This window comes from Cypionkella sp. PAMC25878 (genome assembly GCF_058135695.1).
This window is the reverse complement of record NZ_CM176871.1, coordinates 1289098-1303887: the sequence shown is the minus strand read 5'-3', so window position 1 is coordinate 1303887 and position 14790 is coordinate 1289098. Positions and strand designations below refer to the sequence as shown.

At 60.9% G+C, this 14790-nt stretch carries 15 protein-coding genes; 3 read left to right on the top strand and 12 right to left on the bottom strand.

Annotated features, from left to right (window positions below; all coding sequences use genetic code 11):
* Positions 1-28 precede the first annotated feature (28 nt).
* The 4 genes from ACS5RD_RS06110 to ACS5RD_RS06095 form a co-directional block, all read right to left on the bottom strand.
* Positions 29-2041 carry a M3 family metallopeptidase gene (locus tag ACS5RD_RS06110; RefSeq protein WP_489930443.1) on the bottom strand — a complete coding sequence of 671 codons (2013 nt, stop codon included), beginning with the start codon at positions 2039-2041 and terminating at the stop codon, positions 29-31.
* Between the two features lie 206 nt (positions 2042-2247).
* Complete coding sequence (locus ACS5RD_RS06105; protein WP_489930442.1) at positions 2248-3039, bottom strand: amino acid ABC transporter permease; 792 nt, start codon at positions 3037-3039, stop codon at positions 2248-2250.
* Positions 3040-3075: 36 nt separating this feature from the next.
* On the bottom strand, positions 3076-3867 hold the full coding sequence (locus ACS5RD_RS06100; RefSeq protein WP_489930441.1) for a transporter substrate-binding domain-containing protein: 792 nt from the start codon (positions 3865-3867) through the stop codon (positions 3076-3078).
* Positions 3868-3967: 100 nt separating this feature from the next.
* Entirely contained in the window at positions 3968-4471 is a 504-nt protein-coding gene (locus ACS5RD_RS06095) for a hypothetical protein (RefSeq protein WP_489930440.1), read from the bottom strand.
* Positions 4472-4650: 179 nt separating this feature from the next.
* Here ACS5RD_RS06095 and ACS5RD_RS06090 point away from each other — a divergent pair, with 179 nt between their 5' ends.
* Positions 4651-5445 carry a DODA-type extradiol aromatic ring-opening family dioxygenase gene (locus ACS5RD_RS06090; protein WP_489930439.1) on the top strand — a complete coding sequence of 265 codons (795 nt, stop codon included), beginning with the start codon at positions 4651-4653 and terminating at the stop codon, positions 5443-5445.
* Positions 5446-5487: 42 nt separating this feature from the next.
* On the opposite strand, the gene ACS5RD_RS06085 is transcribed toward ACS5RD_RS06090, so the two are convergent.
* The 5 genes from ACS5RD_RS06085 to ACS5RD_RS06065 form a co-directional block, all read right to left on the bottom strand.
* Complete coding sequence (locus tag ACS5RD_RS06085) at positions 5488-5862, bottom strand: DUF1761 family protein (protein WP_489930438.1); 375 nt, start codon at positions 5860-5862, stop codon at positions 5488-5490.
* A gap of 141 nt (positions 5863-6003) precedes the next feature.
* Positions 6004-7038 (bottom strand): HesA/MoeB/ThiF family protein, encoded by a 1035-nt coding sequence (locus ACS5RD_RS06080; protein WP_489931340.1) that lies wholly within the window; start codon positions 7036-7038, stop codon positions 6004-6006.
* Positions 7035-7529, bottom strand: coding sequence for a dUTP diphosphatase (dut, locus tag ACS5RD_RS06075; protein WP_489930437.1), 495 nt, complete (start codon positions 7527-7529; stop codon positions 7035-7037). The genes ACS5RD_RS06080 and dut overlap by 4 nt, the downstream gene beginning before the upstream one ends.
* Positions 7530-7633: 104 nt before the next feature.
* Positions 7634-8830 (bottom strand): bifunctional phosphopantothenoylcysteine decarboxylase/phosphopantothenate--cysteine ligase CoaBC, encoded by a 1197-nt coding sequence (gene coaBC, locus ACS5RD_RS06070; RefSeq protein ID WP_489930436.1) that lies wholly within the window; start codon positions 8828-8830, stop codon positions 7634-7636.
* Between the two features lie 74 nt (positions 8831-8904).
* Entirely contained in the window at positions 8905-9780 is an 876-nt protein-coding gene (locus ACS5RD_RS06065; protein ID WP_489930435.1) for an RNA polymerase factor sigma-32, read from the bottom strand.
* A gap of 199 nt (positions 9781-9979) precedes the next feature.
* On the opposite strand from ACS5RD_RS06065, the gene ACS5RD_RS06060 reads away from it, so the two are divergent.
* Positions 9980-10849 (top strand): glutathione S-transferase N-terminal domain-containing protein, encoded by an 870-nt coding sequence (locus ACS5RD_RS06060; RefSeq protein WP_489930434.1) that lies wholly within the window; start codon positions 9980-9982, stop codon positions 10847-10849.
* Between the two features lie 69 nt (positions 10850-10918).
* On the top strand, positions 10919-12433 hold the full coding sequence (locus ACS5RD_RS06055) for a YifB family Mg chelatase-like AAA ATPase (RefSeq protein ID WP_489930433.1): 1515 nt from the start codon (positions 10919-10921) through the stop codon (positions 12431-12433).
* A 72-nt stretch (positions 12434-12505) separates the two neighbouring features.
* On the opposite strand, the gene gshB is transcribed toward ACS5RD_RS06055, so the two are convergent.
* From gshB to rsmI, 3 genes are read right to left on the bottom strand one after another with little or no spacing between them, the layout of a single operon-like run.
* Positions 12506-13450, bottom strand: coding sequence for a glutathione synthase (gshB, locus tag ACS5RD_RS06050; protein WP_489930432.1), 945 nt, complete (start codon positions 13448-13450; stop codon positions 12506-12508).
* A gap of 55 nt (positions 13451-13505) precedes the next feature.
* Entirely contained in the window at positions 13506-13859 is a 354-nt protein-coding gene (locus ACS5RD_RS06045) for a YraN family protein (protein WP_054005395.1), read from the bottom strand.
* Entirely contained in the window at positions 13856-14728 is an 873-nt protein-coding gene (rsmI, locus tag ACS5RD_RS06040) for a 16S rRNA (cytidine(1402)-2'-O)-methyltransferase (RefSeq protein ID WP_489930431.1), read from the bottom strand. The genes ACS5RD_RS06045 and rsmI overlap by 4 nt, the downstream gene beginning before the upstream one ends.
* Positions 14729-14790: the final 62 nt, after the last annotated feature.

Here is a 14790-nt window from a genome sequence, read left to right as displayed (position 1 = left end):
CGATAACGCATTGATTTGGCTTTGGTTCCTAAACGACCTCCACCAAACCACGCCCCTTCAACAAAGGCTCCACCCCCGGCATCCGGCCGCGGAATTTGGTGTACAAAACATCCGGCTCCTCCGAGCCGCCCGCCGACAAGATGAACTTCTCCAATCGTGCCGCCACGCCCGGATCAAACGCATCCCCCGCCTCCTCAAAGGCCGCAAACGCATCAGCGTCCATCACCTCGGACCACATGTAAGAATAATACCCCGACGAATAGCCATCCCCCGAAAACACATGCGCGAAATGCGGCGTCGCGTGCCGCATCCTGATCGCACGCGGCATCCCCAAAGCCTCCAACACTTCCGCCTGCTTCTGCATCGGATCGGCAGGCGCCGCCCCCTCGTGAAACGCCAGATCGACCATGGCCGACGAGATAAACTCCACCGTCGAGAAGCCCTGATCATAGGTCCCGGCATCCAACAGCCGCTTGATCAGATCGGCGGGCATCGCCGCGCCAGTCTGCCAATGCCGCGCGTGCTTTTCCAGCACCTCGGGCACTTCCATCCAGTGCTCATAAAGCTGGCTCGGCAGTTCAACAAAATCACGCGCCACCGAGGTGCCAGAGATAAAGCCATAGGTCACATTCGACAGCATCTGATGCAACGCATGGCCAAATTCGTGAAACAAGGTCCGCGCATCGTCATAAGACAGCAGCGCCGGATCGCCCTTGGCAAAGTTGCAAACATTCACCACCACGGGCCGCTGATCGCCGCCCAATTTGCGCTGCGACCGCATCGCCGAACACCAAGCGCCCGAGCGTTTTGATCCCCGAGCGAAATAGTCCCCAATGAACACCGCGATATGTGCGCCGTCGCGTGTGACCTCCCAAGCCCTTGCATCGGCGTGATAAAGTGGGATGTCCAACTGGCGAAATTCCAACCCAAACAGCCGATTGGCACAATCAAAGCAAGCCGCCAAGATCGCTTCCAACCCCAGATAAGGCTTCAATATCGCCTCATCCAAATCATGCTCCGCCGCCCGCCGCTTCTCAGAATAATACCGCCAATCCCAAGGTTCCAGCGGCCCAGCGATGCCATCCGCGTGCAACCGCGTCTCCAAAACGCCTGCATCCTCCAACGCCTTGGCCTTGGCGGGCGCCCAAACCCGCATCAGCAAATCCCGCACCGCAGCAGGCGTCTTCGCCATCTCCGGCTCCAGTTTGTAATCGGCAAAACTGGCATAGCCGAGCAAAGCCGCCCGCTCCGCCCGCAAGGCCAAAATCTCCGCAGCCACCGCCCGATTGTCGGTCGCCCCGCCATTCGCCCCGCGCAATCCCCAAGCCTCATACGCCTTCTGCCGCAGACCACGCCGAGGCGAAAATTGCAAAAATGGCACGATCAACGACCGCGACAGCGTCACCACCGGCCCAGCCGCACCCTTCTCCACCCCCGCAGCACGGGCCGAGGCCACCACAAACTCCGGCAATCCCTCCAGATCAGCCTCTGACAATCCCATGAACCAAGACCGCTCATCCGCCAGTAGGTTCTGGCTGAACTGCGTGCCCAACACCGCCAACCGCGATTTCACCGCCGTCAACCGCTCGGCCTGCTCGCCCTGCAACAACGCGCCCGAGCGCACGAACATCTGCCGATACAGCGTTAAAACCCGCAACTGCTCCGCCGAAAGCCCCAAACCTTCCCGCCGCTGCCACAGATCCTCGATCCGCCCAAACAGCGCCGTATTATTTGTCACCTCCGAGGCAAAAGCCGACATCTTCGGCGCCAGATCCATCTGCAACGCCTCGCGCGCCTGCGTCGAATCCGCCCCGGCAAGATTGTAAAACACCCCACCGACCCGGTCCAACGCGCACTCCGCCAGCTCCATCGCCTCGATAGTATTGGCAAAGTTCACCTCAGCCTGCTCGGTTATCGCCGCAATATTCGCCCGCGCCTCGACCAGCGCCGCCTCAAACGCCGGGGCAAAATCCGCGTCCTTAATCTGCGCAAACGGTGGCAGCCCAAATTCCCCATCCCAAGCGCTCAGCAAAACATTCATCGCAAATCTCCTTTGGGCCAAAGCTAGGCACCGCACTGGATAAGGTCCAGCCTCGCAGTTGCTCTTTTTGAAATACTCCCGCCGGAGGCTTCGCCAGACGGGTCCACCGCCGCCTCGCAAACCCAACCCCACCTATGGACAAAGCACCCACCGCGCGTAAGCGCTCAAGAGACTTGCGCGGCACGCGCGCAATCAGATCACGCCCCTTACCGCTGATCGCGCGCCTTCAACCGCGCCTCAATCCGCCGCAGCACCAGCGATAACCCCACCGTCATCGTCAGATACAGCAGCGCCACCAGATTATAGGTCTCAAAATAGCGGAAATTCCCCGCCGCCGTGACCTTGCCCAACTGCGTAATATCCGCCACCCCCAGCACAGACACCAAGGACGAATCCTTCACCATCGCCACAAAATCATTGCCCAAAGGCGGCAGGATCATCCGAAACGCCTGCGGAAACACCACGTGCCGGAACCGTTGCCAGCCCGACAACCCCAAAGCCTGCGCCGCCTCGATCTGGCCCTTATCGACCGCCTGCAACCCGGCCCGGAACACCTCGGCCAGAAACGCCGAATAGGCCAAAGTCAGCGCGATAATCGCCCGCCACAACAGCGGAAAATCCCGCGTCTTCACCGGTTCCAACCCCAAATGTGCCGCCAGCCAGTTCCAACCATAAATCGCCCCCGGTGCCGCCACAAACGCCACATACAAAAGCAGCACCATGATCGGCACGCCGCGCACGACCTCGATGTAAAACCGCGCCACCTGCCGGATCGCGCGAAACCGCGACAGCCCCGCCAGCGCCAGCAACAGCCCCAACACGCAGGCCATCGCATAAGCCACCACGGTCACAAAAATCGTCAGCCAAATCCCCTTGGCCAGCAACCGCATCGCCGAGGAGTAAACCTCACTCGCCCAAACTTGGTAAAACAGCACAGCCCCGATGCCGCCAAGCGCCACCAGCCACCACGGAAAATCCTGATCTTTCAATGCCTTCATCGGAAATGGCCCCGACACCCGCCGGGGCCGCTCACTTCACTCAGCCTTGTAATCCAAGAACCACTTCTTGTTCAGCGCCTCAAAGGTGCCATCCGCCTTCAATGCCGCAATCCCGGCATTGATCGGCGCTTCCCAGTCTGATCCCTTGGGGAAAATAAACCCGAAATCTTCCGACCCCAGCGGCGCACCCACCAGTTTCAGTCCGCCGTTTGAGGCATCCACATAGCCTTTGCCCGCCGTCATATCGGTCAGCACCGTATCGACATCGCCCGCCTTCAACGCCTCAACACTGGCACCAAAGGTCTCAAACAGCTTGATCCGCGGGTTCGCCTCATTGCCATCCAGCACCGAATACACCGCCGTGTAGAACGGCGTCGTCCCGGCCTGCGCGCCCACCAGCAAATCCGCATTGGCGGCAAAAGTCGCGGCATCGCTGAACCGTGTCTCATCGCCACGCACCAGCATCATGCTTTCCGAGCGCATATAGGGGTCCGAGAAATCGACCTTTTCTTTGCGATCATCCTTAATGGTGATCCCCGTCATCCCCATGTCGAACTGCCCCTCCGACACCGCCGGAATCATCGCATCCCACGAGATATTGGCGTATTTCACCGTGAAATTCAGCCGCTTGGCGAGTTCCGCCACCGCGTCATATTCCCAGCCCACCGCAGCCCCCGATTTGTCAACAAACTGCAACGGCGGATAGGCGTTCTCGGTCACAATGGTGATCTCTTTGCCGCCCAGATCGGGCAAATCGCCCGCAAAAGCTGCAGAAAAAGCCCCGGAAACGCTCAAAGCAAGGCCCGCAAGGGCAGCAGCAATCTTCATATGTGAACTCCCTGTCACAGAGTGGATGCGCGTTTATGACAGTGGCAGGGGGGCGGGGGCAAGGGGGGCAAATATTCTAAATCGGTTGCTTAGCGCAGAGCTACGGCACCGTTTGGGAGAAGTAATGCACTGCATCTGGTCGCCAAAAGATAAAGCCTGCAGGAGCAACGTCAAAGTAAGGTGCCAGCCCTTCATCAGCGAAGCGTCCAGCAATCATCTCAGAATCCGCTTCGCCTTCAATGGTCAGCAAATTCTGCGAAGCCACAACATCCTCAAAATGCTTCAACGTATTTGCTTTCGCAAACTCAAGCGGATCCTTTAGATCGCCCTCTACCTTATAGACGTGAATATCGTGATCAACGCCAAAGGTTCTGATCCGCCAAATGCCCTCCGGTGAAATCCACCACTGGACAGTGTCCGGCACATGAGAACTGCCAGCCACGGCATATTCGACGTTGTTTGCGTAGCTGCCGCTCACAGAAAGGACTGTAACGAAAAGTATGCCATCTGACGGCCTTGGCGCCGCCACGGCCACGACTGCCCAAAGGACGAAAAGAAATCCAAGCGCCGTAATCCTCTGTAAGACAATCCGAACGACTGACACAGCCAATCACCTCTATTTGTCATAACAACTGTAACCCAGAAAAGATGAACGGGCGGTAAATTTCTGCCTCCTTTTGACCTGTGCATCCCCGCACACCCCGCCCCCAAAACCCCGCCACTTCGCCCCATTGCGCCAACCCGCCCCCGGCCTCATCTTCCCTATAACCACAGGAGGCCCAGATGCCCAAACTTCCCACCTATTTCATCTCGCACGGCGGCGGCCCGTGGCCGTGGCTACCGAACATGCGGCAGATGCTCGCCAGTTTGGAGGTCTCGCTCGCCCGGATGCCCGCCGAGATCGGCACCACGCCGAAAGCCATCCTGATGATTTCCGGCCATTGGGAGGAAGACGATTTCGCCGTGATGTCCGCAGCCCATCCCGGCATGCTCTATGATTACGGCGGCTTCCCGCCCGAGACCTATAAAATCACCTACCCCGCCCCCGGCGCACCAGAACTGGCCCAGCGCACCGCCGATCTGATTAAATCCGCAGGCCTGCCCACCCACCTAGATCCCAAGCGCGGCTTTGATCACGGCACTTTCGCACCCGCCTATGTGATGTATCCCAATGCCGAAATCCCAATCTTCCAAGTCTCGCTGCAACACAGCTACGATCCCGCCGCCCATTTCGCCCTCGGCCGCGCGATAGCCCCGCTGCGCGATGAAGGCGTGTTGATCGTCGGTTCCGGCCTCAGCTACCACAACCTGCGCCTGTTCGGCCCCGGCGCCAAAGCCCCCTCCGCCGCTTTCGATGCTTGGCTGTCAGACACCATGGCTCTGCCCGGCGGCCAACGCACCAAAGCCTTGCTGGATTGGGAAAACGCCCCCTCCGCCCGCATCTGCCACCCACAAGAAGACCATCTCGTGCCGCTGTTCGCCGCATTAGGTGCTGCCGAAAACGAAGACGCCACCATGGTCTATCACGACAAAAATGTCTTCGGCGGTGTTACCGCCTCCAGCTACCGTATTGGTTAAGACGCCTGCGGGGGCTGGGTTAAACTCAGTCCCCGCTACGCGCTAAATCAGCCACTGCGCCAAAATCATCAGCGCCCCTGACACGGCCCAACTGCCCGCATCGACCAAGCGGCTGACGGGTCCCAACTTCTTGAAAGCATTGTTGGAATATCCCATCACGATGAAGGCCACGATGCCCAAAACCAGAGGCCCGCAAAGTCCGCGCGCCATCATCACGCCAACGAACAACCCATAGAGCACCAGCCCCAGCACCAGCGAGCCAAACGCTGGCCCCATCGGATCGCCGGGCGCATGCTGCACTTTGGTCGAGGCGCTCCACGCCGGATAAAACCCCTTCGGCGAATACCAAAACCACCCGGCAATAAAGGCGGCGATGACCCCCACCCCCACGCCCAGCCAATCCACCCCCTCGAACATCACGACCTCCCCGATTCGGCCATCTTAGTTGAGAATGGTTAACCCGCCGCAAATGGCAAAACATATTGCCCTGTTCTGTATCGGCTCACACCCTTTTCCATTCGTCAATTTCTCAGATCCCAAGAAATTTCCACAGCGCCTTCAATGCCTTACCCCACACACCGCGCAATCCGCCCGTGATTTCACCCCAATCACCCGCGTCTCACCATACAGCGCATCGTGGATCAGCAACCGCCCCCGCAGCGGCTCCCCCGCCCCGGTGATCAGCTTCACCGCCTCCATCGCCATCATGCTACCAATCACCCCCGGCAAAGGGGCCGCCACCCCAGCCTCGGCACAAGTTGGCACCGTGCCCGGCGCTGGCCTCACCGGGAAAACGCATTCATAACAAGGGCTTCCCTTCACTGGATCGTAGACCGAAAGCTGCCCCTCCCACTGCGTGATCGCCGCCGCCACCAAGGGCTTACCCGCCGCCACGCACAACCGATTGACCAAATACCGCGTGTCAAAATTGTCCGAGCCATCCAGCACCAGATCATATTCCGCGATCAACCCGCCCGAGACCGCATCCAACCGCCGCATATAAGGCTTCACCACAATATAAGGGTTCAACGCCCGCATCGCGATTTCCGCCGAACGCACCTTATCCATGCCAATGCGTTGATCGCTATGAATAATCTGCCGCTGCAAATTACTAGGATCAACCGTGTCATCGTCGATCACCCCAATCTCGCCCACCCCCGCCGCCGCGAGATACAAAAGAACCGGAGAGCCCAACCCCCCCGCCCCCACCACCAAAACCTTCGCATCCTTCAGCTTACGCTGCCCCGGCCCGCCAATCTCGCGCAGCAGAATATGCCGGGCATAGCGCTCCACCTCACCACTGGAAAACGCTGTGGGCCTGATCACCGGAGCCGCCAATTCTACCCTCCTTTTCAATCTCTTAAGCAGAACCCGATAACCCAGTACCGCACCAAACCCCAAGGCCACCGCCAGCCAAACCCGCGCATCCCCCCCGGTCATCTCGCGCAACGGATGCCCCGCAGGCAGCAGCAAATTCACCCAAACCGCCGCCAGCCACAAAGCCGCAATCACCCCCCAACGCACCCGCTTTGGTGTGCCCAAAACCCAGCCCAAAACCCACAGTGCAAAGGCGAGCGCGACAACAAGCATCAGTCTTTTCCACCCGAACGCGGGGCAGCCTGGCCAAAGCCCGTGGAGCCAAACCCGCCCGCACCCCGCGCGGTTTCATCCAAACTTTCAACCACCTGAAACCCCGCCTGCACAACAGGTGCCACCACACATTGCGCAATCCGGTCGCCGTGCCGCACCACATAGGGCTCCGCGCCCAAATTGACCAAAGCCACCCCCAACGGCCCACGGTAATCGCTATCAATCGTCCCCGGAGTGTTTGGCAAAGTGATGCCAAATTTCACAGCCAACCCCGACCGAGGCCGGATCTGCATCTCATATCCCACTGCAACCGCCACCCGAATCCCGGTCGGCACGATCACCCGCTCCATCGGCGCAATCACAATACCTCCCGCCCGATCCGCCTCGGGTAAATTGGCGCAAACATCCGCCCCCGCCGCCCCAGCCGTCTGATAACTGGGCAAAGCCACCGTTCGATCCGCCCATTCCTCCCACATCACTTGCACCAGCGTCATGGTCATCCTCTGTGTAAAAATATCCCCGCCGGAGGCATCCGACCCATCTACCAAAACCACCGCTTCAGACCCTATCCCACGGAACTTTCCGCAAAATTCTGGCTTCACTCCAGCAAAACTGCCGCGATCCGCTCCGCCAAAGCCCGCGCAACCGCATCTTTACCCATACGCGGCCAAACCTCGGCCCCCGCATCGGTAATCAACGTCACCGCATTTTCAGACCCGCCCATGATCCCGGTGGCAGCTGAGACATCATTGGCCACGATCCAATCGCAGCCCTTGCGCAACCGTTTCGCCGCCGCATATTCTTCCACGCGATCCGTCTCAGCCGCAAACCCCACCACCAACTTTGGCCGCTGCATCCCCTTGGAAACACGCGCCAAAATGTCCGGGTTCTCGGCAAACTCCAGGCTCGGTGCCTTCCCCGAGCCATCCTTCTTCATCTTCGATCCGCTCGCATTGGCCACCCGCCAATCCGCCACCGCCGCCGCCATCACCGCCGCGTCAGCAGGCAACGCCGCCTCAACTGCCGCCAGCATGTCTACCGCCGTCTCCACCCGCACCACCGCCACCCCCGCAGGAGCAGGCACGCTTGCAGGGCCTGTCACAAACGTCACCCGCGCGCCCAAATCCCGCAGCGCCACCGCAATCGCCGTGCCCTGCGCGCCCGACGACCGATTGGCAATATAGCGCACAGGATCAATAGGTTCATGCGTCGGCCCCGAGGTCACCAGCACATGTTTACCCCGCAACGGACCCTCCGACAGCGCGCCAGAAATAGCCTCCAGAATCTCCTCTGGTTCCGCCATCCGCCCTGGCCCAAACTCGCCGCACGCCATCTCGCCCGCATTCGGCCCGATAACCAGCACGCCATCCGCCCGCGCCTGCGCCACATTGCGCTGCGTTGCCGGATGCTGCCACATCCGCACATTCATCGCCGGAGATACCAGCACGCGGGTATCGGTGGCCAAAAGCAACGTCGAGGCCAGATCATCCGCCCGCCCCTGCACCATTTTCGCCAGCAGATCCGCCGTCGCAGGGGCCACTACGATCAGATCCGCCACGCGCGAAAGTTGAATATGCCCCATCTCGGCCTCATCGGTCAGATCGAACAAAGCGGAATACACCTTCTCTCCCGCCAAGGCACTGACCGACAAGGGTGTGACAAACTCCGCCCCGGCGCGCGTCAGAACCGGAGTCACCGCCGCCCCCGCCCGCTTCAAAAGCCGGATCAAAGCCAAAGACTTATACGCCGCGATACCGCCGCCAATGATCAGCAAAATCCGCTTGTTCGCCAGCATCGCCCACTCCCTTGGCCCCCCATAGATGTAGGCGGCACCGGGACCAAACTCAACGCCCTAAAGCGGCAGAGGTTTCAAAGCAAAGCCAGTACTTCCGGCGATTGCGCCTCTAGCGCGCGGCGCAGCTTCACATAGGCCGCCGCCTCCAACTGCCGGATGCGTTCTTTCGACAGGCCCAGTTCCACCCCCAAAGACTCCAACGTCCTCGGCTCATCACGCAACCTTCGCTCCGCCACGATATGACGCTCGCGCGCACTCAACCCCCGCAGCGCCGCCACCAACCAGCCGCGCAATCGCTCGGTATCATGCGAAAACTCCACCCGCTCCGCCGCCTGCGGGCCGTCATCTTCCAGCGCGTCAATCCACTCGCGACCATCTTCGTCCGCCGCCTGCGTCGCGTTCAAAGACGCATCAGAGCCCGCCAGTCGCCCCTCCATCATCTCAACTTCCGCCACCCGAACGCCGATTTCCTGCGCGACTTTCTCGCGCAACTGATGCTGATCCAGCACCAACCCTTCCGCCGCAGCCTCACGCTCCATTTTGGCCTGTACCCGCTTCATGTTGAAAAACAACGACTTCTGCGCCGAGGTGCTGCCCGTCCGCACCATCGACCAATTCCGCATCACATAATCCTGAATGCTGGCCTTGATCCACCACACCGCATAGGTCGAAAACCGCACACCGCGATCCGGGTCAAACTTTTCCGCCGCCTTCATCAACCCCAGCGACGCCTCCTGAATCAGATCATTCATCGGCGCGCCATAGCGGCGAAATTTCGAGGCCATCGAAATCGCCAGCCGCATATAGGCGGTGATCAACCGATGCAGCGCCGCCTCGTCGCGCTGGTCGCGCCACGCATAGGCCAGTCGCAATTCAGTCTCAGCGTCAAGCAACTCCGCCGCCCGCGCCTGCCGCGACAAAACCTGCTGATAGGGTGCGTCAAGTGCCATCTGATCCCCCAATGCCCCGCGCATTTGCGGCTGACAGAAGGCATACGCAGCCCGAGCCCATTTGGATCCCTCGCAGCTTCCTACAAAGGTGAATTATCTTCACCCATCACTTCCCGTGATGAACCTGCGCACAAATCACCGCTTTCCATCGCGCCCGTGCATCGCCTAGCCTGCGCTCAACCCAAACCCGGAGCCTCTAATGACCTATGATCTCGTAATCGGCGACCGCGCCTATTCCAGTTGGAGCCTGCGCGGCTGGCTGCTGTTCGATGCCTTCAACATCCCCGTCAAACTGCACACCGCCCGCCTCTATACCGACGAGCTTCCCAATCTTCTCAAAGACTTCTACCCCGCCAAAACCGCCCCCACCATGCGCACGCCCGACGGTGTGGTGGTGCCAGAAACCATCGCCATCGCCGAAGAACTCGCCTCCCGCCACCCGCAGGCTGGCCTCTGGCCCAGCGATCCCAAACACCGCGCCATCGCCCGCGTGCTCGCCGCCGAAATGCACGCGGGCTTTGCCGCCCTGCGCGAGCATTGCCCGATGAACCTGCGTGTCAGCTATACCGATTGCGCGCCCACGCCTGAGGTTCTGGCCGATCTCAAACGCCTCGAAACCATCTGGGCCTGGGCGCAAAATGAAACCGGATCAAGCACTTGGCTCTGCGGTGCCTACTCCGCCGCCGATGCCTTCTTCGCCCCCGTCGCCGCCCGCGTCGCCAGCTATAACCTCCCCCTCGCCCCTGCAGCTGCGGCCTATGTCCACGCCCATCTCGCGCACCCATCGTTCCGCCGCTGGCGCGCGATGGGCCTGATCGACGGCGCGGATCAGGATTTCTACCGTCGCCCCTACCCCCGCCGCCCGTGGCCCGGCCCGGTCCCCTTCGCCGCGCGCCCGGTCGAAGGCAGCGCATCTGAAAACACCGCCTGCCCCTATTCCGGCAAGCCCATCACACATGTGCTTGAAATCGCTACCCGCCGCATCGGCTTCTGCAACGCCTTCTGTCGCGATAAAACCGTGGCCGATCCCGAAGCATGGCCGAAGTTTATGGCGATTTATCAGCCCTGAAGCCTGATCTTTACCATTCGTAAACCATTGCCCCCTAGCCGTTAACGAAGATGAACGGGGAGGGGCGCAATGGTCGCACGGGCCTACACAGTCGCCTTTGAAGGCGTGGAGGCCCGCATCGTCGAGGTGCAATGCGCCATCGCCCCCGGCATGCCGTATTTTGGCGTCGTCGGCCTGCCCGACAAAGCGGTGTCCGAAGCGAAAGAGCGCGTCCGCGCCGCAATGGCCTCGATGTCCATCGCGCTGCCATCCAAGCGCATCATGGTGAACCTCTCGCCCGCCGACCTGCCGAAAGAGGGTTCGCATTTTGATCTGCCGATTGCTCTGGCGCTGCTCGCCGCATTGGAAATCATCCCGAAAGATGCGGTTGAGGCCACCGTCGCCCTCGGCGAACTCTCCCTCGATGGCCGCCTGATCGCCGTGCTCGGCGCACTCCCCGCCGCCATCGCCGCAGCCGAACAAGACTGCGTGCTTTTATGCCCGAAAGCCTGCGGTGCCGAGGCAGCGTGGGTCGGCGCCACGCAAGTCCTCGCCGCCGCCACCCTCAACGACGTGGTGCGCCACTACACCGGGCAAATCCCGATCACCCCGGCAGAGGCAGGCGAGGTTGCACCGCAAGCCACCGGCCGCGATTTCCGCGATGTGAAGGGGCAAGAACGCGCGAAACGGGCGTTGGAAATCGCCGCCTCCGGCCGTCACCACGCGCTGATGGTCGGCACGCCGGGGTCAGGGAAATCCATGCTCGCCGCCCGCCTGCCCGGCATATTGCCACCACTCTCCGCCCAAGAAGCCCTTGAAACTTCCATGATTCACTCCCTCGCGGGCCTGCTATCCGAAGGCGGCATCTCCCGCTCCCGCCCGTTCCGTGAACCCCATCACACCGCCTCAATGGCCGCCATCGTGGGCGGTGGCAAAGGGGCCAAACCCGGCGAGATTTCCCTCGCCCATAACGGCGTTTTGTTCATGGACGAATTTCCCGAATTCCCCCGCGCCGTCTTAGAGACCCTGCGCCAGCCGATTGAAACCGGCGAAATCATGGTCGCCCGCGCCAACGCCCATATCCGCTATCCCTGCCGTTTCCTGCTGATCGCCGCTGCCAACCCGTGCAAATGCGGTTATATGTCCGACCCCGCCCGCGCCTGCGCGAAAGTCCCGATCTGCGGCGAAGACTACCTTGGCCGGATATCGGGCCCGCTGATGGACCGCTTCGATCTGCGCGTCGAAGTCCCCCCGGTGGCCTATACCGACCTCGACCTGCCCTCCTCCGGCGACAGCTCGGCAACGGTCGCCGCCCGCGTACAAGCCGCCCGCGCTTTGCAAACCAAACGCTTCCAAGGCCATGAGAACACCCGCGTCAACGCCGATATGGAGGGCAGCCTGCTGGAACAAGTGGCCGCCCCCGATCCCGAAGGCCGCGCTTTGCTCGCCAAAGTCGCCGAACGCTTCGGCCTATCGGCGCGCGGCTACCACCGCGTGCTGCGCGTCGCCCGCACCATCGCCGACCTAGACGCCTCCCCCGGCGTCCGCCTGCCGCATATCGCCGAAGCCGTCAGCTACCGTCTGGCTGTGGGCGTGAAAAACTAGCCATCCGTTCCTCAAGCCTTGCGGCTCTCCTCGCTGAAGCGAAGAAGGCCGCAAGGCCTGATGAGCGCCCGCTTACACCTCGCGTTTGGCCTCAATCACCTGCCAAATCCGCTCGGCGGTGTTGGTGCCATCAAACCGCTCCAACTCTTGTATCCCCGTCGGTGAGGTCACGTTGATCTCGGTCAGATAATCGCCAATCACGTCGATGCCGACAAAAATCTGGCCATGCTCGCGCAGGGTCGGCCCAATCGCCGCACAAATCTCCAAATCGCGCGCGGTCAGCCCGATCTTCTCCGGCCGCCCCCCCGCATGCATGTTTGACCGGGTTTCCCCCGCCTGCGGCACCCGGTTGATCGCACCAACAGGCTCGCCATTGACCAAAATCACCCGCTTATCGCCTTTGGACACGTCCGGCAGAAACTTCTGCACAATCAACGGCTCGCGGTTCATCCCGGTGAACATCTCATACAGCGAGGCCAAATTGCGATCATTCGGGTCCAGCCGGAACACCCCCGCGCCGCCATTGCCATAGAGCGGCTTCAGAATAATATCGCCATGCTGCGCCTTAAATTCCCGAATCGTCTGCAGATCCCGCGCAATCGCAGTGGGCGGCGTCAGCTCAGGAAACCGCAGAACCAGCAATTTCTCAGGATAATTCCGCACCCAGAACGGGTCATTCACCACCAAAGTCTTCGGATGAATCATATCCAGCAGATGCGTCGTGGTGATGTAACCCATGTCAAACGGCGGATCCTGCCGCAGCCAAACCACGTCAAACTCGCTCAGATCGACCTCGGTCTCCGGCCCATAGCTGACATGATTACCAAGCTCACGCCGCAAGGTGATCGGAAACCCGCGTGCCATCACCCGACCCTCAACAAAGGCCAACTTGTCAGGCGTATAGAAAAACAACGAATGTCCGCGCGCTTGCGCTTCAAGTGCGATGCGGAACGTGCTGTCACCGTTGATATTGACCGACCCGATTGGGTCCATCTGTAGCGCGACTTTGAGGGGCATTAGACTCTCCGGAAACCATTGCGCCTTTGATGCCGCAAGCCCGCACCGGATGCAATCAGGCGGCGTAAGCGTTTTCCAACACTTCGATCCGCCCCACCGCATCGACCAATGCCACGTCAAACCGCACATCGGTCAACTGCCCCGCAGGTTCCCCCGCCAGAAATTCTGAAGCCGCGCCATAAATCCGCGCCATCTGCTGCGCCGTCAGATGTTCCGCTGCCAGCGCATGGGTTTTGCTTTGCTTGACCTCAATGAAGATCACCTCAGCGCCATCGCGTGCAATCAGATCAATCTCCCCCGCCGAGCCACGCCAGCGCCGCGCACACACGACACGACCCGAACGGTCATAAAGCTGCGCCACTTGTTCTTCGGCGGCAAACCCTGCGTGATAAGACCGTGCTCCGCTCATCCGCCTGCCCTTTTCAATGCCAGTTGATACACATCGCGCCGCGCCAGCCCATAAGCCTGCGCCACCGCCGCCGCCGCATCTTTCATCGTCATATGCGTCAAAGCCTGATCCAAAGCCTGTTCCACCGTTGCCGCATCTGCCGCCTGTTCCGGCGCGCGATCAATCAACACGACGATCTCGCCCTTCACAGCGCGCCCGTCAAATGCCGCCGCCAATTCGCCCAACGTCCCGCGCGAGACTTCTTCGAATCGCTTGGTCAACTCCCGGCACACCACAGATTTACGCCCTTCCCCTAACCCTTGCACCAAATCATCTAATAATGCCTTAACGCGCTTCGGCGATTCATAAAGAATCACCGTCGCCTGCACCTGTGCCAGTTCGCGTATAAACGTCTGCCGCGCCCCTTTGGCCGCTGGCGGAAAGCCTGCGAACAAAAACCGGTCCGACGGCAGCCCCGACACCGTCAGCGCGCAGAGAACCGCCGAGGCCCCCGGCGCGGACAGCACGGGGTAACCTTCTGCTATCGCGGCACGCGCCAGTTGAAAACCGGGGTCCGAAATCAGCGGCGTTCCGGCTTCCGAGGCATAGGCCACCGACTTGCCTTCCGCTATCGCGCGCAGCAGGCGCGGCAAGGCGGCATCATTGTTATGCTCGTGATAGGCCACCAACGGGCGGTCCCCAAGGCTAACCCCATGAATTTCCATCAGATGCCGCAGGGTCCGGGTATCCTCTGCCGCCAGCACATCCGCCGAGGCCAGAATATCCAGCGCGCGCAAGGTGATATCCCGTGCCGCCCCAATCGGTGTGGCCAAAAAATACAGCCCCGCCACAAGACGCTGTTTTTCCGGCGCCGCTCTGCTGATCGTCACCCGGATGGCCTCCCTGATAAGTTTACTTCCCGCCCCGATGCGCTTAACCTGAACACCAGTCC